Genomic DNA, 17,882 nt, shown 5'->3' with positions numbered 1-17,882 from the left:
CGCCGGCGTTAACACCGGGCGGTGCGGGGGCGGGGTCGGGGGGGGGGGGGACCCCACGCGGGGGGCGCGGGGGCGCCTGGGTGGGGGGGCGGGCGGGCGGGGGGCCGCGGGCCCCCCGCCCCCCCCCGCTTCCGTATGGCGCTCCTCAGCGCCCGCCGGCCACCTTCCGGCTGCGCTGTTCCTGACCCGGGCCGCCGTACGGGTAGTCGGCGGCGCCCGGGTCGCTCACCTTGTCCAGCCGGTCCCGTTCCTCGTCCGACAGGCGCAGGCCGGCCGCCGCGAGGTTGTCGTCCAATTGTTCAACGGTCCGCGCGCCGAGGATCACTGAAGAGACGCTCGGACGGTCGCGTACCCAGGCGAGCGCGACCTGCGCCATGGAGACGCCGCGCTCCTCGGCCACGGCGCGCACCTCGTCGACGACGGCCCAGGTGCGCGCGACGCCGCCGCGCCGGTCGTACGCCTCGACGCCGCGCTCCGGGTTCTCACCGAGCCGGGTGGCGCCGGCGGGCCGGGCGTCCTGCCGGTACTTGCCGGTCAGCCAGCCGCCGCCGAGCGGGCTCCATGGGAGCAGCCCGAGCCCTTCGGAGGCGCAGGCCGGCGTGATCTCCCATTCGATCTCGCGGGAGAGCAGGCTGTACTGCGGCTGGAGGGTGACCGGCCGGGCCAGTCCCCGGAAGTCGGCGACGTCGACGGCCTTCTGGAGCTGCCAGCCGGTGAAGTTGGACAGCCCGATGTAATGGATCTTCCCCTGGCGTACCGCGTCGTCCAGGAAGCGGAGCGTCTCCTCTATGGGCGTGAGCGGGTCCCAGGCGTGCACCTGGTACAGGTCGATGGTCTCGACGCCGAGTCGGCGCAGCGAGGCGTCCAGCGCGCGGTGCAGGTGGCGGCGGGAGAGCCCGGCGCCGTTCGGGTCCTCGCCCATGGGGAAGCGGCCCTTGGTGGCGAGCACGACGCGGTCGGTGACCTCGGCGGGGCGAGCGGCCAGCCAGCGCCCGACGATCTCTTCGGACGCGCCCGCGGTGTAGACATCGGCGGTGTCCACGAGGGTGCCGCCGGCTTCGAGGAACCGGTCCAACTGGGCGTGCGCGCCCGCCTCGTCGGTCTCGTGGCCGAACGTCATGGTGCCGAGCGCCAGCGCCGATACGGCACAGCCGCTGGGTCCGAGGGTGCGGTATTCCATCTCCGGTGCTCCTTGGGTGCGGTCGGGGCTCACAGGGCGAGCCAGGCGGCGTGGTCCGGCGGCAGCAGGCCGTCCGTGAGCGGGCCGCTGGCCAGGAGTACGGCGTCGTGCTCCGGGAGGGTATACGGCTCGGGCGAGAGGTTGACGACGCACACGAAGCCCGGCTCACGGCGCAGGGCGAGCACGCCCTCCGGGGCGTCGAGCCAGGTCAACGTCCCGTCGCCGAGCGCCGGGTGGCCGCGGCGCACCCTCAGGGCGCGGCGGTACAGCGTCAGCATGGAGCCCTCGTCGCCCTCTTGCGCGGCGACGCTCAGCTCGCGCCACTCCGGGGGCTGCGGCAGCCAGGGCTCGCCGGTCGCGCCGTCCGGGCTGAAGCCGTACGGTGCGCGCTCGCCCGCCCACGGGATCGGCACGCGGCAGCCGTCCCGGCCCCGGTCGGTGTGCCCGGAGCGCTCCCAGCACGGGTCCTGGAGCACCTCCTCCGGCAGGTCCTCGACCTCGGGCAGGCCCAGTTCCTCGCCCTGGTAGACGTAGGCGCCGCCGGGGAGGGAGAGCATCAGGAGGGCGGCGGCGCGTGCCCTACGGGTGCCGAGTTCGATGTCGAGCGGGCCTTCGGGCCGGTAGGCCTCGTTGGCGACCCACTTCTTGACCACCTTGCGGCCGAAGCGGCTGGGGTGGCGGACCACATCGTGGTTGGAGAGCACCCAGGTGGCCGGGGCGCCGACCGAGCCGAGCGTGCCGAGCGAGGTGTCGATGACCTCGCGCAGTTCCTTGGCGTCCCAGGGGGTCATCAGATAGTCGAAGTTGAACGCCGTGTGCAGGCCGTCCGGGCGTACGTAGTTGGCGAGCCGGTCGGGGGCCTGCGTCCAGGCTTCGGCGACGAACTTCCGGTCGCCGGGGAATTCGTCGGCCACGCGGCGCCAGGCGCGGAAGATCTCGTGCACCTCGTCGCGGTCCCAGTGGGGGTGGTCGAGCCCGCCGTGCGGGGCGAGCGCCTCGGGGTCCTCGCGGGGCGGCAGGTCGGGCAGCTCGGGGTGCTTGATCAGGCCGTGCGCCACATCGATACGGAAGCCGTCCACGCCGCGGCGGAACCAGAACCGCAGGATGTCCTCGAACTCCGCGCGCACCTCGGGGTGTTCCCAGTTGAGGTCCGGCTGTTCGGGTGCGAACAGATGCAGGTACCACTGGCCGTCGGGCAGCCGGGTCCAGGCCGGGCCGCCGAAGCAGGACTGCCAGTTGTTGGGCGGCTCGGCGCCGTCCGCGCCACGCCCCGACCGGAAGACGAAACGGTCCCGCTCGGGGCTGCCCGGCCCGGCGGCCAGCGCGGCCCGGAACCATACGTGCTGGTCGGAGACGTGATTGGGCACGATGTCGGGGATGACGCGGATCCCGGCCGCGTGGGCCTCCTCGATGAGCGCCTCGGCCTCCTCGACGGTGCCGAACCGCGGGTCGATCTCCCGGAAGTCCGCCACGTCATAACCGTGGTCGGCCTGCGGCGACTTGTACCAGGGGTTGATCCAGATCGCGTCCACGCCGAGCGACTTCAGGTACGGCAGACGGGAGCGGATACCGGCGATGTCGCCGATGCCGTCGCCGTTCGCGTCGGCGAAGCTGCGGATATAGACCTGGTAAATGACGGCGTCGCGCCACCAGGGTGCGGTGCTGGTCATGGGCTGCGTCTCCTTGTACGGGGTGATCGACCATGTGACTGCGCTGTCAGCCGCATTCCGAGCAGACAGGACAAGAGATGCCCATATCGCGGACGTTGAGAGGGAGGAGAGGTGTGCGAGCGGCGGGCGACGGCGGTCATTCTGTAACAACGCTTGCACGCTATGAGTGCGCGTGGGGGAAGTCAACGCGTTACGTAGCGGTAAGTGGAGGAGCCCTCGTCCGTGACAGCGCTGTCTTGGAACGATTTCCGACCGGCCCGCCGGGTGCTACCGTCCGCTCATGCCACCAGCCCAGCGACACCACCCCACGCTGGCCGACGTCGCCCAGCGGGCCGGGGTGTCCGCCTCCACCGTCTCCCGCACCATGCGCGGCCTGTCGACCGTCTCGCCCGAGGTCCGCGCCCGCGTCGAACAGGCCGCGCGCGAGCTGCACTTCGTGGTCTCCCGGCAGGCGTCCAGCCTGGTCACCGGCCGCACGGGCGTGGTCGCCGTGCTCGCGCCCACGCTCAACTCGTGGTTCATCGGCTCGGCGCTCTCCACCCTCGGCCCCGTACTGCGCGCCGCCGGCCTGGATCTGCTCGTCTACGTCATCCCCGACCTGACGGAGCGGGCCGCCTTCTTCGAACGGCTGCCGGCCCGGCGCAACGCCGACGCGCTACTGGTGTTCTCCTTCGACCTCTCCGAGGAGGAGAGCGCGCGGCTGGACGACCTCGAAGTGCCGGTCGTCTACATCAGCCAGCACGCCGCGGGCCGGCCCAGTGTGTACGTGGACGACGTGGCCGGGGCCCGCGGCGGCACCCGGCACCTGCTCGGCCTCGGACACCGCCGGATCGCCTTCGTCCAGACCACCGGGGCCAGCGGCTTCACGTTCAGCTCGCACGAGCGGCTGCTCGGCTACCGGCAGGCGCTGGCCGAGGCGGGCGTGCCGTGGGACGACGAGCTGGTGGTGGCCACGCCGGCCGGGCACAAGCGCCGTACCGCCGAGGCGGTCGGGCGGCTGCTGAGCCTGCGCGAGCCGCCCACCGCGGTCTTCGCCGAGCAGGACGAGGTCGCCGTCTCGGTGCTCTGGACGCTGCGCAGGGCCCGTATCGAGGTGCCCGAGCGGATCTCCGTACTGGGCTTCGACGACCACCAGATGGCGGAGTGGTCGGACCTGACCACGATCGCCCAGTCACCGGAGGAGATCGGGCGGGCGGCGGGCGAGCTGGCCCGCGACCTGATCAACGATCCGGAAGCGGACCAGGCCCGGCACATCGTCCTGCCGACCCGGCTGATGCCACGCGCGACGACTGCCCCGCCGCCGGCCGGGTCGGACCACTCTTCGTAGGAGCCGTTGGTTCTGCGCCCTGTCCGGAGCGAGCGGAAAACTCATGCGAATTTTCTGGCGGGGATGTCAAGACGACGACGGCGGCTCCGACCAACCGGCGAAGGGCCCGCCCGGGGCCCGCGAACCACGAGGAGTACGCGATGCAGTTCCTGATCAGCCTGCATATCAACCCGGCAGTACTGGACGCGCTGACCGACGAGGAGAAGGCGGCGATCGGCGACGGCCACGGCAAGTTCATCGAGGCGCTGAAGGAGTCCGGCGAGCTGGTCAGCACGCAGGCGCTGGTCGATCCGTCACAGGCCGCCGTGGTGTCCGTACGCAACGGTCAGCCGGTGGTCACCGACGGCCCTTTCCTGGAGGCCAAGGAGTATCTGGGCGGCTTCTACCTGATCGACTGCGAGAACAAGGAGCGGGCGATCGAGCTGGCGGCACGGATTCCGGACACCGCGATCGAGGGCCTGGGCGTCGAGGTGCGTCAAGTGATGTTCTGTGACGGACAATTGGAGGCATGACAGCACCGGACTTCGAGGACCTGCTGCGTGCGCTCACGCCGCAGGTCCTCGGCGCGTTGGTACGCCGGCACGGCCAGTTCGAAGGGTGCGAGGACGCCGTACAGGAGGCCGTCCTCGCCGCCACCGTGCAGTGGCCGGCCGAGGGCGTGCCGGACAATCCGCGCGGCTGGCTGATGACGGTCGCGTCCCGGCGGCTCATCGACCAGCTGCGCAGCGACCACGCACGCCGCGAGCGGGAGTCGGCGGCCGCCGCCGAGGTGGTGCCCGAGGACGTACCGGACACCGACGACACGCTCGTCCTGCTGTTCCTGTGCTGTCATCCGACGCTGACCGCGGCCTCCCAGACCGCGCTGACGCTGCGCGCGGTCGGCGGCCTGACCACGGCCGAGATCGCCCGCGCGTTCCTGGTGCCGGAGGCCACGATGGCGGCCCGGATCAGCCGGGCCAAGCAGCGCATCAAGGCCGCCGGCAGCGCGTTCGGACTGCCGGAGGGCGCGGAGCGCGAGGAGCGGCTGCGGGTCGTCCTGCACGTGCTCTACCTGATCTTCAACGAGGGCTACACCGCCTCCTCGGGCCGCACACTGCACCGCGCCGATCTCGCGCACGAAGCAATCCGGCTGGTCAGGGCCGTGCACGCGCAGTTGCCCGAGGACGGCGAGGTGACCGGGCTGCTCGCGCTGATGCTGCTGACGCACGCCCGCCGGGAGGCTCGTACGACGGCGGCCGGCGACCTGGTACCGCTGGACGAGCAGGACCGTACGAGGTGGGACCGCGAGCTGATCGGCGAGGGCCTCGACCTGGTCAAGGCATCGCTGGCCGGTCCGGCCCTCGGCCCGTACCAGCTGCAGGCCGCCATCGCCGCCACGCACGCCGACGCGGCCACGGCCGAGGAGACCAACTGGCCGCAGGTGCACGCGCTTTACCTGATCCTGGAACGCATCGCGCCCAATCCGATGGTCACCCTCAACCGGGCGATCGCACTCGCCGAGACCGAGGGCCCGGCGGCCGGGCTCGCCCTGCTGGCCACCTTGGACGGTGACGCGCGGATGGCCGGGCATCACCGGCTGCTGTCCGTACGGGCGCATCTCCTGGAGAAGACCGGCGACACGGCAGGGGCGTACGCGCACTACCGACGCGCCGCGAAGGCCACCGCCAGCCTCGCCGAACAGCGCTACCTGGAGTCCCGGGCCGGCCGGGTACGGGCACAGCCGGCCGGGTAGCGGCCGCTCCAGCAGGGCTGAGCGGCCGGGTAACGGACTCAGCCCTGCTGGAACATCTCCGCGGGCAGCGGCTTCAGCAGCGCGTAGAGGTCGTCGGTGATCGGGCGGTCCCAGCTCGCGATCGTGACCAGCACGCCGTCGCTCCGGTCGAACTGCACGCAGGAGACGCGGCCCTCGGAGCACTTGATGCGCTTGACGATCAGCAGGTTGTCGTCGTGCATGACCGGGACGTCCTCGGTCTCCACGACCGTGACCTCCTCGTCGTGGTCCAGCGCGTCCAGCAGCTGCGCGACCTCGAAGGGCACCTCGCCCTCGCCGAGCTCGCGCGCCGGGGAGCCCTCCGGGAGGTTACCGATGATCATCGCGGGGCCGCGGCCGCCGAAGAGGTCGTAGCGCAGGAAGACGCCCTGGCAGCTGCCGTCGGGGGCGGGCAGCAGACCGGCGCCGAGATTGCCCGGCCAGTCACCGGGATCCATGGCGAGCACATCGAAATCGGGCCCTGCGGGCGCGGCGCTACGGCGGCGGAGGAACGACATACAGCCATCGTACGTGGCCCGCCCGGTCTCCTTCCTGCGGTACCGCGCCGCCGACGGGCCGCAAACCCCGGGCCACCGCCATGGGACCGGAAGCCGTGGAACCGGAAGCAGTGCGGCCGGAAGTCGTCGGGCCGGCCCGTCACCCCTCCGGCGCGACCGGCGGCGGCAGGACGGCGGCCACGCCCTCGCTCCCCAGCAGCCTGGCCAGGCCGTTACGGTCCGTGCCCATCTTGCGGTACACCCCTGACAGCAGCCGGCTGACATCCGGCGGCTGTGTGCCCAGCTCCACGGCGATGCGGTCCTTGGTCCAGCCCTGTACGACCCACTCGGCCACCGCCCGCTCCTGGGTGGTGAGCGTGTCCGTGCCGGAGCTGCGCAGCTGGAGGGGGCGCAGCCCGGCGGCGGACAGCTCGTCGCGGGCGCGCGCCACCAGCGACTCGGCACCGCAGTGCAGGGCGCTGTCCAGGCCGCGGTAGAGCCGGTCGGCGGCGTCCTGCGGCAGGCCGGCGCGGCGCAGCGCGGCTCCGTGCTCGACGAGCGCCTGGGCCAGCTCGTAGGCGGACGGGGAGCGCTCGAAGTGGCGGACCGCCTCGGCGAGCAGCTTCATGCCCTCCGCGCCGCCGGCCACCTCGGCCCTGCAGAACAGCGCCTGCCCGATGGCGGACTCGGTACCGAAGTCCCGGGCGCGCTGCAGCGCTTCATCGGCGAGGGCGATCGCCCTGGACCGGTCGGTGAGGGCGATCGCACGGGCGAGGTGGAGCTGCCAGGGGCACCAGGCGGGGTTGCGCATGCCGCGCGGCTCCAGGCGCCTGCCGACGGCCGTGAGCTGGTGCTCCGCGTCGCGGTGCAGGCCGCGGGCGAGCAGCAGCTCGCTGTGGACGGTCTGCGAGTCGGGGTAGACGACGGCATTCGGGACGACGTCGCCGTAGCTGTACGTGTCGGCCAGCTCCTGGGCCTCGTCCACCCGGCCGCGCGCGAGCAGGATCTCGATGAGGATGCCGATGGCGAACCACTGGGCGGGCACCCGCTGCCCCACCCGGTGCGCGATCCGCAGGCCGCCGTGGACCAGGTCCTCGGCCTCGGCGAGCCGGCCGCGGCGGTACCGGATGTAGCCGAGGAGGGTGTACCCGAAGGAGAGGTGGGCGCCGCGCCAGCCCTTGCGCTCGCACTCGGCGATGCCCTGGTGGAACAGCTCCTCGGCGCGGCCGGGCTGGTCGCAGTACATGAAGGTGAGCGCGACGATGACGGGGACCTCGAACCCCCACTCCTCGTCGCACCACGGCAGCCCGTCGCCGAGGGCCTCCTCGGCGTAGCGCAGCGCCGTCTGCGCGCTTTCGCCGCGCACCATGGCGTCCCAGGCGCGCAGCCCGAGGATGTACCGCTCGGCCATGTCACGCCCGGTCACGTGGTCGGCGAGCTTGGCGAGCAGCCGGGAGCGGGCGGGCGAGTCCTGCTCGTCGGCGCGGAACGCGTTGTACATGAACTGCTCGGCCTGCATACGGAGCCGCGTGCGCGCGTTCGTGGCGCGCCGGCCCTCGTCGGCGACGACCTGGGCGGCCTCCCCCAGGCGGTCGCTGTGGGCCAGCGCCTGCGCCAGCTTGTACGTGATCGTCTCCCGCAGAGCGGGCTCCAGCTCGTGCTCCTCCAGGGCCGCGCGGAGGTGGTTCACGGTGGTGGCCGGCTCGCTGAGCAGCGAGGAGCAGCCCAGCTCGAACAGGACGCGGGCGCGGTCCTGGAGCGACGGCGGTTCGCGCAGCGCGCGGGCCAGGCAGCGGCGCGCTGCGTCCGGCGCCCCGGCCCGGAAGTACTCGGCCGCGGCCTCCCGCAGGCGCTGCACGACCCAGTCGTCGTGCTCGGGGTGCATCTCCAGCAGATGGCGGGCCGCGGCGGTGGCGCCCTGGCCCGCGTCGACGACGGCTGCGGCCGCCTGGCCGTGCAGGGCGACCCGCAGCGCGCCGGGGATGGCCTGGTAGACGGCGCTGGCGACGAGGGGGTGGAAGAAGCGGAGGTTGCCATTGTCGGACTTGCGGGCGGGGGCGAGGATGCGCGCTCCGCGCAGCTGGTCGAGGACGTCGGCGGCCTGGACGGCGCCGAGGCCCGCGACATTGGCGGCGAGCGTCGGCGAGACCTCCGTACCGAGCACGGCGGCGGCCCAGGCGAAGCGGACGGCGGCGGTCCCGAGCCGCTCCAGGCGCTCGACGAGGCCGCTGTCCTTGATGGCGGTGATCAGCTCGCGCAGCTGGGAGACGTTGGCCTGCTGGGGCTTGATGCCGCGCTCGCGGATCTTGGCGCTCAGCTCGACGACCTCGTACGGATTGCCGCCCGTGACGGCCCAGCATTCGCGGCAGAACGACTCGTCGGCGCCCTCTCCGACCATGTGGTTGACCACGCGCCGGACGGCGGTGGGGGTGAGCGGGGTCAGCTCGAAGGGGCGGGAGCCGCTGCGCTCGGCGATCCGGCGCAGCGGTCCTGCGCCGGCCGGCAGCTCGTCGGGGCGGTACCCGACGACGATCAGTATGGGCAGCTCTTCGGCGCGGGCGGCGAACGCGGTGAGCCAGGCGAGGGATTCGGGGTCGGCCCAGTGCGCGTCGTCGAGGATGAGGACGACGGGCGAGAAGTGCACGGCGAAGCGGGTGACGACCCAGTCCAGGCCGTCCCGCACGCCCTGCGGGTCGGGCGAGGCGTCACCGTCGGCCGCGACCAGCCCGACGGCGGGCGCGACGATGTCGTACCAACTGCCGAGGATGCGGCGGTGCTCCTCGGGGGACTCGGCGGCGAACACCGGCTGCACCAGCTGGCGTACGACGTGGAAGGCCACCTCCTGCTCCTGCTCGCCGCCGCGGGCGAGCAGCACCGTGCAGCCGCGCGCGACGGCGCGCCGGCGGGCCTCGGTGATCAGCGCGGTCTTGCCCATGCCCGGCGGCCCGGCGAACGCGAGCAGGCCGCCCGTACGCACGCCCTCGGCGCCGTCGCCTGATCCGCACAGGTCGGTCAACATGCCGTCCAGCGCGCTCAGTTCCGTTTCGCGCTCGAGCATCGGCCTGCGCACCCGGCCCGATCGCCCGATCATCTCCGCCATGACCTTCCCCTCCTGCATACAGCGATGAGCCTATCGCCGACGGGAGCTGCCGGAACCGTCCTCAGCGACTTTCGACCATGGACCACTGGAGCGCGCGGCACGGTCCCGCGCCGTCCGTGACGGCACGCGGCGCGCGGCCCTATGCCTGCGCGGGTGGCGCGAGCGGGCGTCGTGCACAAACTCATTGACCGATAAACCTGCTCCCTTCTTGACTCGTTACTGCAGGAGCCCCAGGCTCCCCTGGCTGCGTCAGGGGGCGCAGCACGAAGGAGGCGGACCATGAACGACCCGATCACCGCGGAGGCAGCCCCGCTGCCACCCGTTCCCCGGCGTACGGCGCCCCTCAGCATCCCTTTCGGTGCCCGGCTCAACCCCGGTGTGGAGGCGGCCCGCCGGCACACGCTCGGCTGGCTGCACGGGTACGGCATGCTCTGCGGGGAGGCGGCGACGGCCGAGTACGACGCGCTGCGGCTGGATCGGCTCATGGCGTACTTCTACCCCGACGCCGACGCCGCCGAGTTGGCGCTGGCCACGGATTTCAACGCCTGGTTCTTCCTCTTCGACGACCAGTTCGACGGCGAGCTGGGCCAGTGCCCGGAGGCGGTGGCGCACCTCGTGGACCGGGTGGTGCGCACCATGGACGACGCACCGGACCTGCTGCCCGAAGAGCCCGACAGTCCCCTGGTGGCCGGTTACCGCGACATCTGGCAACGGATCACCGCGGGCGCGCCGCGCGCCTGGCAGCTGCGCTTCAAGGGCCACTGGGAGCGGTACCTCTCCGCGTACCACTGGGAGGCCCAGAACCGTACCCGTAAGGGTGTACTGCCGCTGGAGCAGTACCTCAAGGGGCGGCGCGACTCCATAGGGGTGCAGCCGTGCCTGGACTTCGCGGAGCGCTGCGGCGGTTACGTCCTGCCACGCGAGCTGCACGGCAGACCACCCCTCGCCGAGCTGCGCCGGCTCACCGCCGAAGCGGTCATCTTCGTGAACGACATCGTGTCCGTGGACAAGGAGCTGGCGGCCGGCGACGTCAACAACAGCGTGATCATCCTGCACCGTTCGACCGGCTGCACGCTGGACCAGGCGGTGCGCCGGATCGCCCGCACGGCGAGCACGCGCGTGGAACAGTTCCAGGACCTCGCCGCGACCCTGCCCGCGACGCTCAGAGAACTGGGCATGCCCTCCGACGTGCACGACCACGTGACCCACTACGTCGCGAGCATGCGCCACCTGATCAGCGGCAATCTCGTCTGGTCGAGAGAGACCCCGCGCTACGACGACAACGGCACCGCCGCGGTCCGCAGCCGCCCGTGGGCGGACCTCTTCGCGGCGGCGGATCCGGGAGTACCGGCGGCCGGTCCGGAAGTACGGGTGCCTCGGCAGCACGAACGTTAAGGCCACCCCCTGTGTCCGACGAGTACAACTACTGGAAGGCCGGGCTGGGTTCCGTGCCGGCGGAGGTCTGGGAGGCGTCGCCCGGGCCGCGGGTGCTGATCCTCGCCGACAACGCCCTCACGGACCTGCCCGACCGCATCGGCGAGCTCACCACGCTGCACACCCTCGATCTCGGGCACAACGCACTCACCCGGCTGCCCGCAGCCCTCGGCGAGCTCGCCGGCCTGACCCGCTGCCTGTACCTCCACGACAACCGGCTCACCGAACTGCCCGCAGCGCTCGGCAGGCTGACCCGCCTCGGCTACCTCAACGTCGGCGACAACCCGCTCGGCCGCCTCCCGGACGCGCTGGGCGACCTGGCGGGCCTGCACGAGCTGCGGGCCCAGCGCTGCGCGCTGACCGCCCTCCCGCCCGCCCTCGGCCGGCTCACCCGGCTGCGGGAGCTGTGGCTGCGCGGCAACCACCTCACCGCGCTCCCCGGCACCTTCGCCGGCCTCCGGGAGCTGCGCGAACTGGAGCTGCGCGAGAACGGGCTCCCCGAGGTCCCCGCAGCGCTGCGCGGGCTGCCGTTGCTGCGCCGACTGGACCTGCGCGGCAACCGGCTGCGCACGCTCCCCCACTGGCTGCCGGAATGGCCGTCACTGGAGAAGCTGGACCTGCGCTGGAACGCCGTCGACGACGACGCGCCGCCGCTGCGCGCACTGCGGGAACGAGGGTGCGTGGTGCTCAGCTGACCGCGTTCACGGTTTACGTCAGGTCGAACTCGCCGTCCCGGGCGCGGCGGACGAAGCCGCGCCATTCGCCGGGGCCGAAGACGACGGCCGGGCCGTTGGGGGTGCGTCGGTCCCGCATGGCGATGAAGCCGTCGACGAAGGCGATCTGTACGTCGCCCATCCCCTGCGCGCTGGGCTGCCACTGGGCGTGCGTGAGATCCAGTTCGGGCTGCTTCTCGCCGGTGATCCGCTGCTCGGTGGTGGTGCTTTCGGCCACGTTTCCCGCTCCTCACCCGGTCGGCTCCGTCGGTCCGTGTCAGCCTAGCCACCGCGCCCGGCGACGGACAGGCCGCGACGGCGCCCCGTACCGCGGCCCGTGCAGGACCGGTCAGGTCGCGGGCGGCTCCGCGCCGACCAGCCACATCGAGAAGAACTGCGAGCCGCCTCCGTAAGCGTGACCCAACGCCCGCCGTGCGCCCGGCACTTGGTGCTCACCGGCCTGCCCGCGCACCTGGAGTGCCGCCTCCGCGAAGCGGAGCATGCCCGAGGCACCGATCGGATTGGTGGAGAGCACGCCGCCCGAAGGATTCACCGGGAGGTCACCGTCCAGTTCCGTCACGCCGGACTCGGTGAGCTTCCAGCCCCCGCCCTCCTCCGCGAAGCCCAGGTTCTCCAGCCACATCGGTTCGTACCAGCTGAACGGCACATACATCTCGACCGCGTCGATCTGGCGGCGCGGGTCGGTGATGCCGGCCTGCCGGTAGACGTCCGCCGCGCAGTCCTGTCCCGCGCGCGGCGAGACGGCGTCCTTGCCGGCGAAGAGCGTCGGTTCGCTGCGCATCGCGCCGCCGTGCACCCACGCCGGCGGGTGGGGCGCGCGGGCAGCCCCGGCGCGCCCGGTGAGGACCATCGCGCACGCGCCGTCCGAGGAGGGGCAGGTCTCGGAGTACCGGACGGGGTCCCACAGCATCGGGGACGCCTGCACCTTCTCCAGGGTGAGGTCGTGCTCGTGCAGATGCGCGTACGGGTTCTTGAGCGCGTTGCGGCGGTCCTTGTAGGCGACGAGGGAGCCGATCGTGTCGGGCGCGCCGGTGCGCCGTATGTACGCGCGGACGTGCGGGGCGAAGAAGCCGCCGGCCCCGGCCAACAGGGGCTGCTGGAAGGGGACGGGCAGGGACAGGCCCCACATCGCGTTGGACTCGGACTGCTTTTCGAAGGCGAGGGTGAGGACGGTGCCGTGCACTCGTGCGGCGACGAGGTTGGCCGCTACAAGGGCGGTGGACCCGCCTACGGAGCCGGCGGTGTGCACCCGGAGCATGGGCTTGCCCACGGCACCGAGCGCGTCGGCCAGGTACAGCTCCGGCATCATCACGCCCTCGAAGAAGTCCGGGGCCTTGCCGATGACGACGGCGTCGATGTCGGCCCAGGTCAGCTGGGCGTCCTCCAGGGCGCGCAGGGCGGCCTCGCGGACGAGTCCGGCGATCGAGACGTCCTTGCGGGCCGCTGCGTGCCGGGTCTGGCCGATGCCGACGACGGCCACGGGCTCCTTGCTCGTGACAGTGCTCATGGCGGCGCTCATGAGGGCCTCACTCCCCTTCCAGGACGGCGACCAGGTTCTGCTGCAGGCACGGCCCTGAGGTGGCGTGTGCGAGGGCCCGCCGGGACTCGCCGCGCTGGATACGGGCGGCCGCCTCGCCGAGCCGGATGAGGCCGGCGGCCATCATCGGGTTGGCGGCGAGCGCGCCGCCCGAGGGGTTGACCGTCACCTCGTCGCCGAGCCTCAGGGCGCCGCGGAGCACGATCTCCTGGGAGGTGAAGGGCGCGTGGAGTTCCGCGGTGTCCACGGGGCGTTCGAAGGCCCCGGCACGTTCGGCGGCGAGCCGGGTGGACGGGGAGTCGGTGAGGTCGCGGACGCCGAGGGCGTGCGCTTCGATGCGGTGGTCGATGCCGCGTATCCAGGCGGGCCGGTCGCACAGCCCTCGGGCGGTGTCCCCGGCGGCAAGGATGACGGCGGCCGCGCCGTCCCCGATGGGCGGGCAGTCGCCGCGCCTCAGGGGCGCCACGACGTGCTCGCCCATGGGGTGCTCGCCGCGCAGCTGGGCGTGGGGGTTGGCGGCGGCGTCGGTACGGCTGCGCACCGCGACCCCCGCCAGGGTGCGCTCGTCGGCGGCGCCCGCGTCGAACAGGGCCTGCGCCTGGAGGGCGGCGAGCGCCACGGAGTCGGGCCACAGCGGCGCCATGTAGTACGGGTCGAGCTGGCGGGTGAGGACCTCGCGGAGGTCGCCGGGCGAGGACTTGCCGTAGGAGTACACGAGCGCGGTGTCGGCCTCGCCGGTGAGGAGCTTCACCCACGCCTCGTACAGCGCCCAGGCGCCGTCCATCTCCACGTGCGACTCGGCGACCGGCGGCCAGGCTCCCACGCCGTCCAGCGCCATCGTGAAGGAGAAGACGCGCCCGGCGAGGTAGTCGCTGGAGCCGGAGCACACGAAGTCGATCTCGCCGGCCTTCAGGGCGGCCCGGCCGAGCACATCGTTCAGCACCGGCATCAGCATCTCCACCTCGGAGACCGCGGCGCTGTCGGGCACGTGGTCGGACTGTCCGAAGGCGACGATCGCCACCTCTCGCATCAGACCAGCTCCTTGTACGTGTCGTAGTCGGCGTCCGGCTCTCCGGTGGGGCGGTAGTGGTCGGGCCAGCGCTGCCCTTCCTTCCACACGGGCTCGACCCGCATCCCCATCCGGACCTGGTCGTACGGGATGCCGGCGAGGCGGCCGTGGAGGGCGAGGCCCGCGCCGTCCAGGGCGATGTGGGCGTAGACGTAGGGCACTTCGATGTCCAGCCCCTTGGCCTTGATGTTGACGACGCAGTAGGTGGTGACGGTGCCCTTCGGGCCCACCTCGACGCGTTCCCCGGTGGGCACGCCGCAGGTGGGACAGGCGCCGCGCGGCGGCACGTACACCTTGCGGCACTCGGGGCAGCGCTCGCCCACGATGCGCCGCTCGGCGAGCGCCTGTAGGTGGGCGGTCTGGGCACGGCCGGGGCTGTAGGTGTAGTCGAGGCGGGCGGGCAGGGTGACGACGGAGACGGCGTCGGCGAAGTCGCCGCTGTGGTCCCGGGGCGCGTCCCCGGGGGCGCCGTCGTCGCCCTCGTACGGCTCGAAGCAGGCGATGTCCGTGATGGCCCCGGTACGTTCCGCCGCCCACCGGACGCGGACCCGCATCCCAGTGGTCACGGCCTCCGCCGAGGCCGCGTCCAGCACGTGCAGCAGGGAGCTGCCGGCGCCGTCCAGCCGGACGAGCACCCACGCGAAGGGCCGGTCGAGGGGGTGCTTGCCGGTGGGGTGCGGGTTCCAGGCCCAGGTGGTGACCGTGCCCGTCTCCGCCACCTGGACCAGCTCGCGCAGCTCTTCGGAGGTGGCCGGGTCATACTCGACGGGCGGCACGAGCACCGTGCCGTCGGTGGCGCGCACCCCGAGGACGGTGCGTTCGCGCAGCCCGGTGAGGAAGGCGCTCTGTACGGGGCCCAGGGAGCGGGTGAAGGGGAATTCGACGACGAGCGGGGCGGAGAGGGTCTCGGTGGTCACGGGCTGCTCCTCATCAGGTGCGCCGGTGGGCGGTCAGGCGCGCCGGTAGACGGGCGGGCGCTTCTCGGCGAAGGCTTTGGCGCCTTCCTTGGCGTCATCGGTACTGAAGAGCGGCCAGCCGTGGGCAAGTTCGTGTGCCAACCCGTCCGTTTCGGTCAGCTCCGCGCTCTCGTACACCGATGCCTTGACCGCCTCGACGGCGAGCGGCCCGCAGGCGTTGATCTGCTCGGCGATCTCCAGGGCCCTGGCACGGGCGCCGCCGTCCGGCACGACGTGCCCGATCAGCCCGATCCGCGCGGCTTCCTGCGCGCTGTACGGGCGCCCGGTGAGCAGCATCTCCAGGGCGTGCGTGCGCGGGATCTGGCGCGGCAGCCGTACGGTCGAGCCGCCCAGGGGGAAGAGTCCGCGCCGCACTTCGAAGAGGCCGAAGGTGGCGCTCTCGCCCGCGACCCGGATGTCGGTGCCCTGCAGGATCTCGGTACCGCCCGCGACGCAGGGGCCCTCGACGGCGGCGATGACGGGCTTGCGCGGCCGGTGGTGCCGCAGCAGCGCCTTCCAGTGCAGATCGGGGTCGGCTTTCATCCGATCGCGGTAGCTGTCGTCGGCCATGCCGTCGCCGGCCAGCGCTTTGAGGTCCATGCCGGCGCAGAAGACGCCGCCCGCGCCGGTCAGGACGACGGACCGGATCTCGTCGTCGTCATCGGCGGCCAGCCAGCCGTCGTAGAGGCCCACGAGCATGGCGGGCGAGAACGCGTTCTTCGCCTCGGGCCGGTTGAGCGTGAGTACCAGTGATGCCCCCACGCGCTCGGTGAGCACGTGTTCGGTGCCGCCCATGGACGTCCTCCCGTCTCCGGAACGAGAACAGGTTGCAGTAGAGCCACGACGACTTCAAGAGTTTTCTGACACTCAGTCAGTTTTCTTGGCCGTGACTCTTCCCCCTTCCTCCCTCGGACGCTCTAATGAGCGCCGGACCAGCGGCCGCGCGATCAGGAGGAGACGTGGAGTACAACCTTGCCGACCTCTTCGAGTCGATCGTCGACGCGGTACCGGACCGCGAGGCGCTGGTGTACGCCGACCACCCGGGCACCGGTGCCGAACGCCGCCTCACCTACGCCCAGTTGGACGCGGCGGCCAACCGCCTCGCCCACCACCTCGCGGACTCCGGCGTACGCCCCGGCGACCACGTCGGCCTGCACCTCTACAACGGCGTCGAGTACCTCCAGACCCTCTACGCCTGCCTCAAGATCCGCGCCGTTCCCGTCAACGTCAACTACCGGTACGTGGCGGACGAGCTGGTCTACCTCTACCGTGACGCGGACCTGGTGGCGCTGGTCTTCGATGCGGAGTTCACCGAGCGGGTGGCGGCCGCCGCCCCCGAAGCGCCGCGTCTGCGGCACCTCGTACGGGTCGGCACGCCGCCTCCGGGGGCACGCGAACCGGCTCTCCCTCTGGTGCCGTTCGCGGACGCGGAGGCCGCCGGCTCACCCGACCGCAACTTCGACCCGCGCAGCGCCGACGACCGCGTCATCATCTACACCGGCGGCACCACCGGCATGCCCAAGGGCGTGGTCTGGCGCCACCAGGACCTGTTCTTCTCCGGGACGGGCGGCGGCGCCCCCACCGGCGAACCGGTCTCCCGCCCCGAGGAGCTGGCCGAGCGGGCCGCCGCGAGCGGCGACGGCCTGGTCTTCTTCCCCACTCCCCCGCTCATGCACGGCACGTCCACCCTCACCGCATTCATCGGCTTCCACTTCGGCCAGAAAGTGGTCGTGCACCGCAAGTACGTGCCCGAAGAGGTACTGCGGACGATCGAACGCGAGCGGGTCACCAGCGTCTCCCTCGTAGGCGACGCAATGCTGCGCCCCCTGACGGACGCCCTCGCCGGCCCCCTCAAGGGCACCGACTGCTCCTCGCTGTTCGCCGTCTCCAGCTCCGGCGCCATCCTCTCCGACACCGTACGAGCGCAGTTCACGGCCCTGCTCCCGCAGGCGATGCTGCTCAACAACTTCGGCTCCTCGGAGTCCGGCTTCAACGGCACCGCGACGGAGGACGCGGGCCCGGACACCGGCTTCCGGCTGCACGTCAACGGCCGTACGGCGGTGGTCGACCCGGTCACGCACGCACCGGTACCGCCGGGCGAGCCCGGCCGACTGGCCCAGAGGGGCCACGTACCGCTCGGCTACTACAACGACCCGAAGAAGACCGCCGAGACGTTCTTCGAGGCGGACGGCGAGCGCTGGGTACTCCTGGGCGACATGGCGACCGTCGACGAGGAGGGTGTCGTCACGGTCCTGGGACGCGGCTCGCAGTGCATCAACTCCGGCGGCGAGAAGGTGTACCCGGAGGAGGTCGAGCAGGCGCTGAAGGCGCACCCTGACGTGTACGACGCGCTGGTCGCGGGCGTACCGGACGACCGCTGGGGCAGCCGGGTGGCGGCCGTGGTGCAGCTGCGGGCGGGCGCGGGCCCGGTGGACCTGGCCGCCGTCCAGGCCCACTGCCGCACCCGGCTGGCCGGTTACAAGATCCCCCGCACGGTCGTGATCACCGACCGCATCCAGCGCTCCCCCAGCGGCAAGGCGGACTACCGCTGGGCGAAGCGGGTGGCGGCGGGGGACTGAGAGCCCGTCTCCCGGCCTGGGAGCCTGTGTCCCGGCCGGGGAGCCGAGA

At 72.4% G+C, this 17,882-nt stretch carries 15 protein-coding genes; 6 read left to right on the top strand and 9 right to left on the bottom strand.

Translation table 11 applies throughout. The annotated features are described in order from the left end of the window. Positions 1–145: 145 nt before the first annotated feature. The gene (locus tag AB0I82_RS22235; RefSeq protein WP_363259056.1) at positions 146–1,180 is read right to left on the bottom strand and encodes an aldo/keto reductase; all 1,035 of its coding nucleotides are present in this window, start codon (positions 1,178–1,180) and stop codon (positions 146–148) included. 29 nt (positions 1,181–1,209) lie between these two features. Beyond that, positions 1,210–2,850, bottom strand: a complete 1,641-nt coding sequence (locus tag AB0I82_RS22230; RefSeq protein WP_363259055.1) for a glycoside hydrolase family 13 protein — start codon at positions 2,848–2,850, stop codon at positions 1,210–1,212. A gap of 280 nt (positions 2,851–3,130) precedes the next feature. On the opposite strand from AB0I82_RS22230, the gene AB0I82_RS22225 reads away from it, so the two are divergent. The 3 genes from AB0I82_RS22225 (at position 3,131) to AB0I82_RS22215 (ending at position 5,909) form a co-directional block, all read left to right on the top strand. Then, entirely contained in the window at positions 3,131–4,177 is a 1,047-nt protein-coding gene (locus AB0I82_RS22225) for a LacI family DNA-binding transcriptional regulator (RefSeq protein ID WP_363259054.1), read from the top strand. A gap of 140 nt (positions 4,178–4,317) precedes the next feature. Then, positions 4,318–4,689 carry a YciI family protein gene (locus AB0I82_RS22220; RefSeq protein ID WP_363259053.1) on the top strand — a complete coding sequence of 124 codons (372 nt, stop codon included), beginning with the start codon at positions 4,318–4,320 and terminating at the stop codon, positions 4,687–4,689. Then, positions 4,686–5,909, top strand: a complete 1,224-nt coding sequence (locus tag AB0I82_RS22215; RefSeq protein WP_363259052.1) for a DUF6596 domain-containing protein — start codon at positions 4,686–4,688, stop codon at positions 5,907–5,909. The genes AB0I82_RS22220 and AB0I82_RS22215 overlap by 4 nt, the downstream gene beginning before the upstream one ends. Positions 5,910–5,947: 38 nt before the next feature. Here AB0I82_RS22215 and AB0I82_RS22210 read toward each other — a convergent pair whose 3' ends face one another. Both AB0I82_RS22210 and AB0I82_RS22205 read right to left on the bottom strand, forming a co-directional pair. Then, positions 5,948–6,445: a hypothetical protein gene (locus tag AB0I82_RS22210; RefSeq protein ID WP_363259051.1), complete on the bottom strand. Its 498-nt coding sequence runs from the start codon at positions 6,443–6,445 to the stop codon at positions 5,948–5,950. A gap of 139 nt (positions 6,446–6,584) precedes the next feature. Continuing rightward, positions 6,585–9,524 carry an AAA family ATPase gene (locus AB0I82_RS22205; protein ID WP_363259050.1) on the bottom strand — a complete coding sequence of 980 codons (2,940 nt, stop codon included), beginning with the start codon at positions 9,522–9,524 and terminating at the stop codon, positions 6,585–6,587. Between the two features lie 279 nt (positions 9,525–9,803). Here AB0I82_RS22205 and AB0I82_RS22200 point away from each other — a divergent pair, with 279 nt between their 5' ends. Both AB0I82_RS22200 and AB0I82_RS22195 read left to right on the top strand, forming a co-directional pair. Further along, on the top strand, positions 9,804–10,919 hold the full coding sequence (locus tag AB0I82_RS22200) for an isoafricanol synthase (protein WP_363259049.1): 1,116 nt from the start codon (positions 9,804–9,806) through the stop codon (positions 10,917–10,919). A gap of 11 nt (positions 10,920–10,930) precedes the next feature. Further along, complete coding sequence (locus tag AB0I82_RS22195) at positions 10,931–11,653, top strand: leucine-rich repeat domain-containing protein (protein WP_363259048.1); 723 nt, start codon at positions 10,931–10,933, stop codon at positions 11,651–11,653. Positions 11,654–11,666: 13 nt separating this feature from the next. On the opposite strand, the gene AB0I82_RS22190 is transcribed toward AB0I82_RS22195, so the two are convergent. The 5 genes from AB0I82_RS22190 to AB0I82_RS22170 form a co-directional block, all read right to left on the bottom strand. After that, on the bottom strand, positions 11,667–11,909 hold the full coding sequence (locus tag AB0I82_RS22190; protein WP_363259047.1) for a DUF397 domain-containing protein: 243 nt from the start codon (positions 11,907–11,909) through the stop codon (positions 11,667–11,669). A 111-nt stretch (positions 11,910–12,020) separates the two neighbouring features. Further along, on the bottom strand, positions 12,021–13,199 hold the full coding sequence (locus AB0I82_RS22185) for a thiolase domain-containing protein (RefSeq protein WP_363259046.1): 1,179 nt from the start codon (positions 13,197–13,199) through the stop codon (positions 12,021–12,023). A gap of 19 nt (positions 13,200–13,218) precedes the next feature. Beyond that, positions 13,219–14,259, bottom strand: a complete 1,041-nt coding sequence (locus AB0I82_RS22180) for a thiolase domain-containing protein (protein WP_363259045.1) — start codon at positions 14,257–14,259, stop codon at positions 13,219–13,221. Then, positions 14,259–15,215: an OB-fold domain-containing protein gene (locus AB0I82_RS22175; RefSeq protein WP_363259044.1), complete on the bottom strand. Its 957-nt coding sequence runs from the start codon at positions 15,213–15,215 to the stop codon at positions 14,259–14,261. Before AB0I82_RS22175 ends, AB0I82_RS22180 begins: the two co-directional genes overlap by 1 nt. Before the next feature lie 33 nt (positions 15,216–15,248). Beyond that, positions 15,249–16,049: a crotonase/enoyl-CoA hydratase family protein gene (locus AB0I82_RS22170; protein WP_363259043.1), complete on the bottom strand. Its 801-nt coding sequence runs from the start codon at positions 16,047–16,049 to the stop codon at positions 15,249–15,251. 164 nt (positions 16,050–16,213) lie between these two features. Between AB0I82_RS22170 and AB0I82_RS22165 the strand changes: the two genes are divergently transcribed. Further along, positions 16,214–17,833 (top strand): acyl-CoA synthetase, encoded by a 1,620-nt coding sequence (locus AB0I82_RS22165; RefSeq protein WP_363259042.1) that lies wholly within the window; start codon positions 16,214–16,216, stop codon positions 17,831–17,833. Positions 17,834–17,882: the final 49 nt, after the last annotated feature.

The organism is Streptomyces sp. NPDC050315 (assembly GCF_040655775.1).
Taxonomy (GTDB): Bacteria; Actinomycetota; Actinomycetes; order Streptomycetales; family Streptomycetaceae; genus Streptomyces.
This window is presented reverse-complemented; position numbering and strand designations above follow the sequence as displayed.

What these genes read in the sequence shown, in the direction of transcription:
- AB0I82_RS22235 (WP_363259056.1), bottom strand. Translation starts at nt 1,180, where the DNA reads ATGGAATACCGCACCCTCGGACCCAGCGGCTGTGCCGTATCGGCGCTG.
- AB0I82_RS22230 (WP_363259055.1), bottom strand. Translation starts at nt 2,850, where the DNA reads ATGACCAGCACCGCACCCTGGTGGCGCGACGCCGTCATTTACCAGGTC.
- AB0I82_RS22225 (WP_363259054.1), top strand. Translation starts at nt 3,131, where the DNA reads ATGCCACCAGCCCAGCGACACCACCCCACGCTGGCCGACGTCGCCCAG.
- AB0I82_RS22220 (WP_363259053.1), top strand. Translation starts at nt 4,318, where the DNA reads ATGCAGTTCCTGATCAGCCTGCATATCAACCCGGCAGTACTGGACGCG.
- AB0I82_RS22215 (WP_363259052.1), top strand. Translation starts at nt 4,686, where the DNA reads ATGACAGCACCGGACTTCGAGGACCTGCTGCGTGCGCTCACGCCGCAG.
- AB0I82_RS22210 (WP_363259051.1), bottom strand. Translation starts at nt 6,445, where the DNA reads ATGTCGTTCCTCCGCCGCCGTAGCGCCGCGCCCGCAGGGCCCGATTTC.
- AB0I82_RS22205 (WP_363259050.1), bottom strand. Translation starts at nt 9,524, where the DNA reads ATGGCGGAGATGATCGGGCGATCGGGCCGGGTGCGCAGGCCGATGCTC.
- AB0I82_RS22200 (WP_363259049.1), top strand. Translation starts at nt 9,804, where the DNA reads ATGAACGACCCGATCACCGCGGAGGCAGCCCCGCTGCCACCCGTTCCC.
- AB0I82_RS22185 (WP_363259046.1), bottom strand. Translation starts at nt 13,199, where the DNA reads ATGAGCACTGTCACGAGCAAGGAGCCCGTGGCCGTCGTCGGCATCGGC.
- AB0I82_RS22180 (WP_363259045.1), bottom strand. Translation starts at nt 14,259, where the DNA reads ATGCGAGAGGTGGCGATCGTCGCCTTCGGACAGTCCGACCACGTGCCC.
- AB0I82_RS22170 (WP_363259043.1), bottom strand. Translation starts at nt 16,049, where the DNA reads ATGGGCGGCACCGAACACGTGCTCACCGAGCGCGTGGGGGCATCACTG.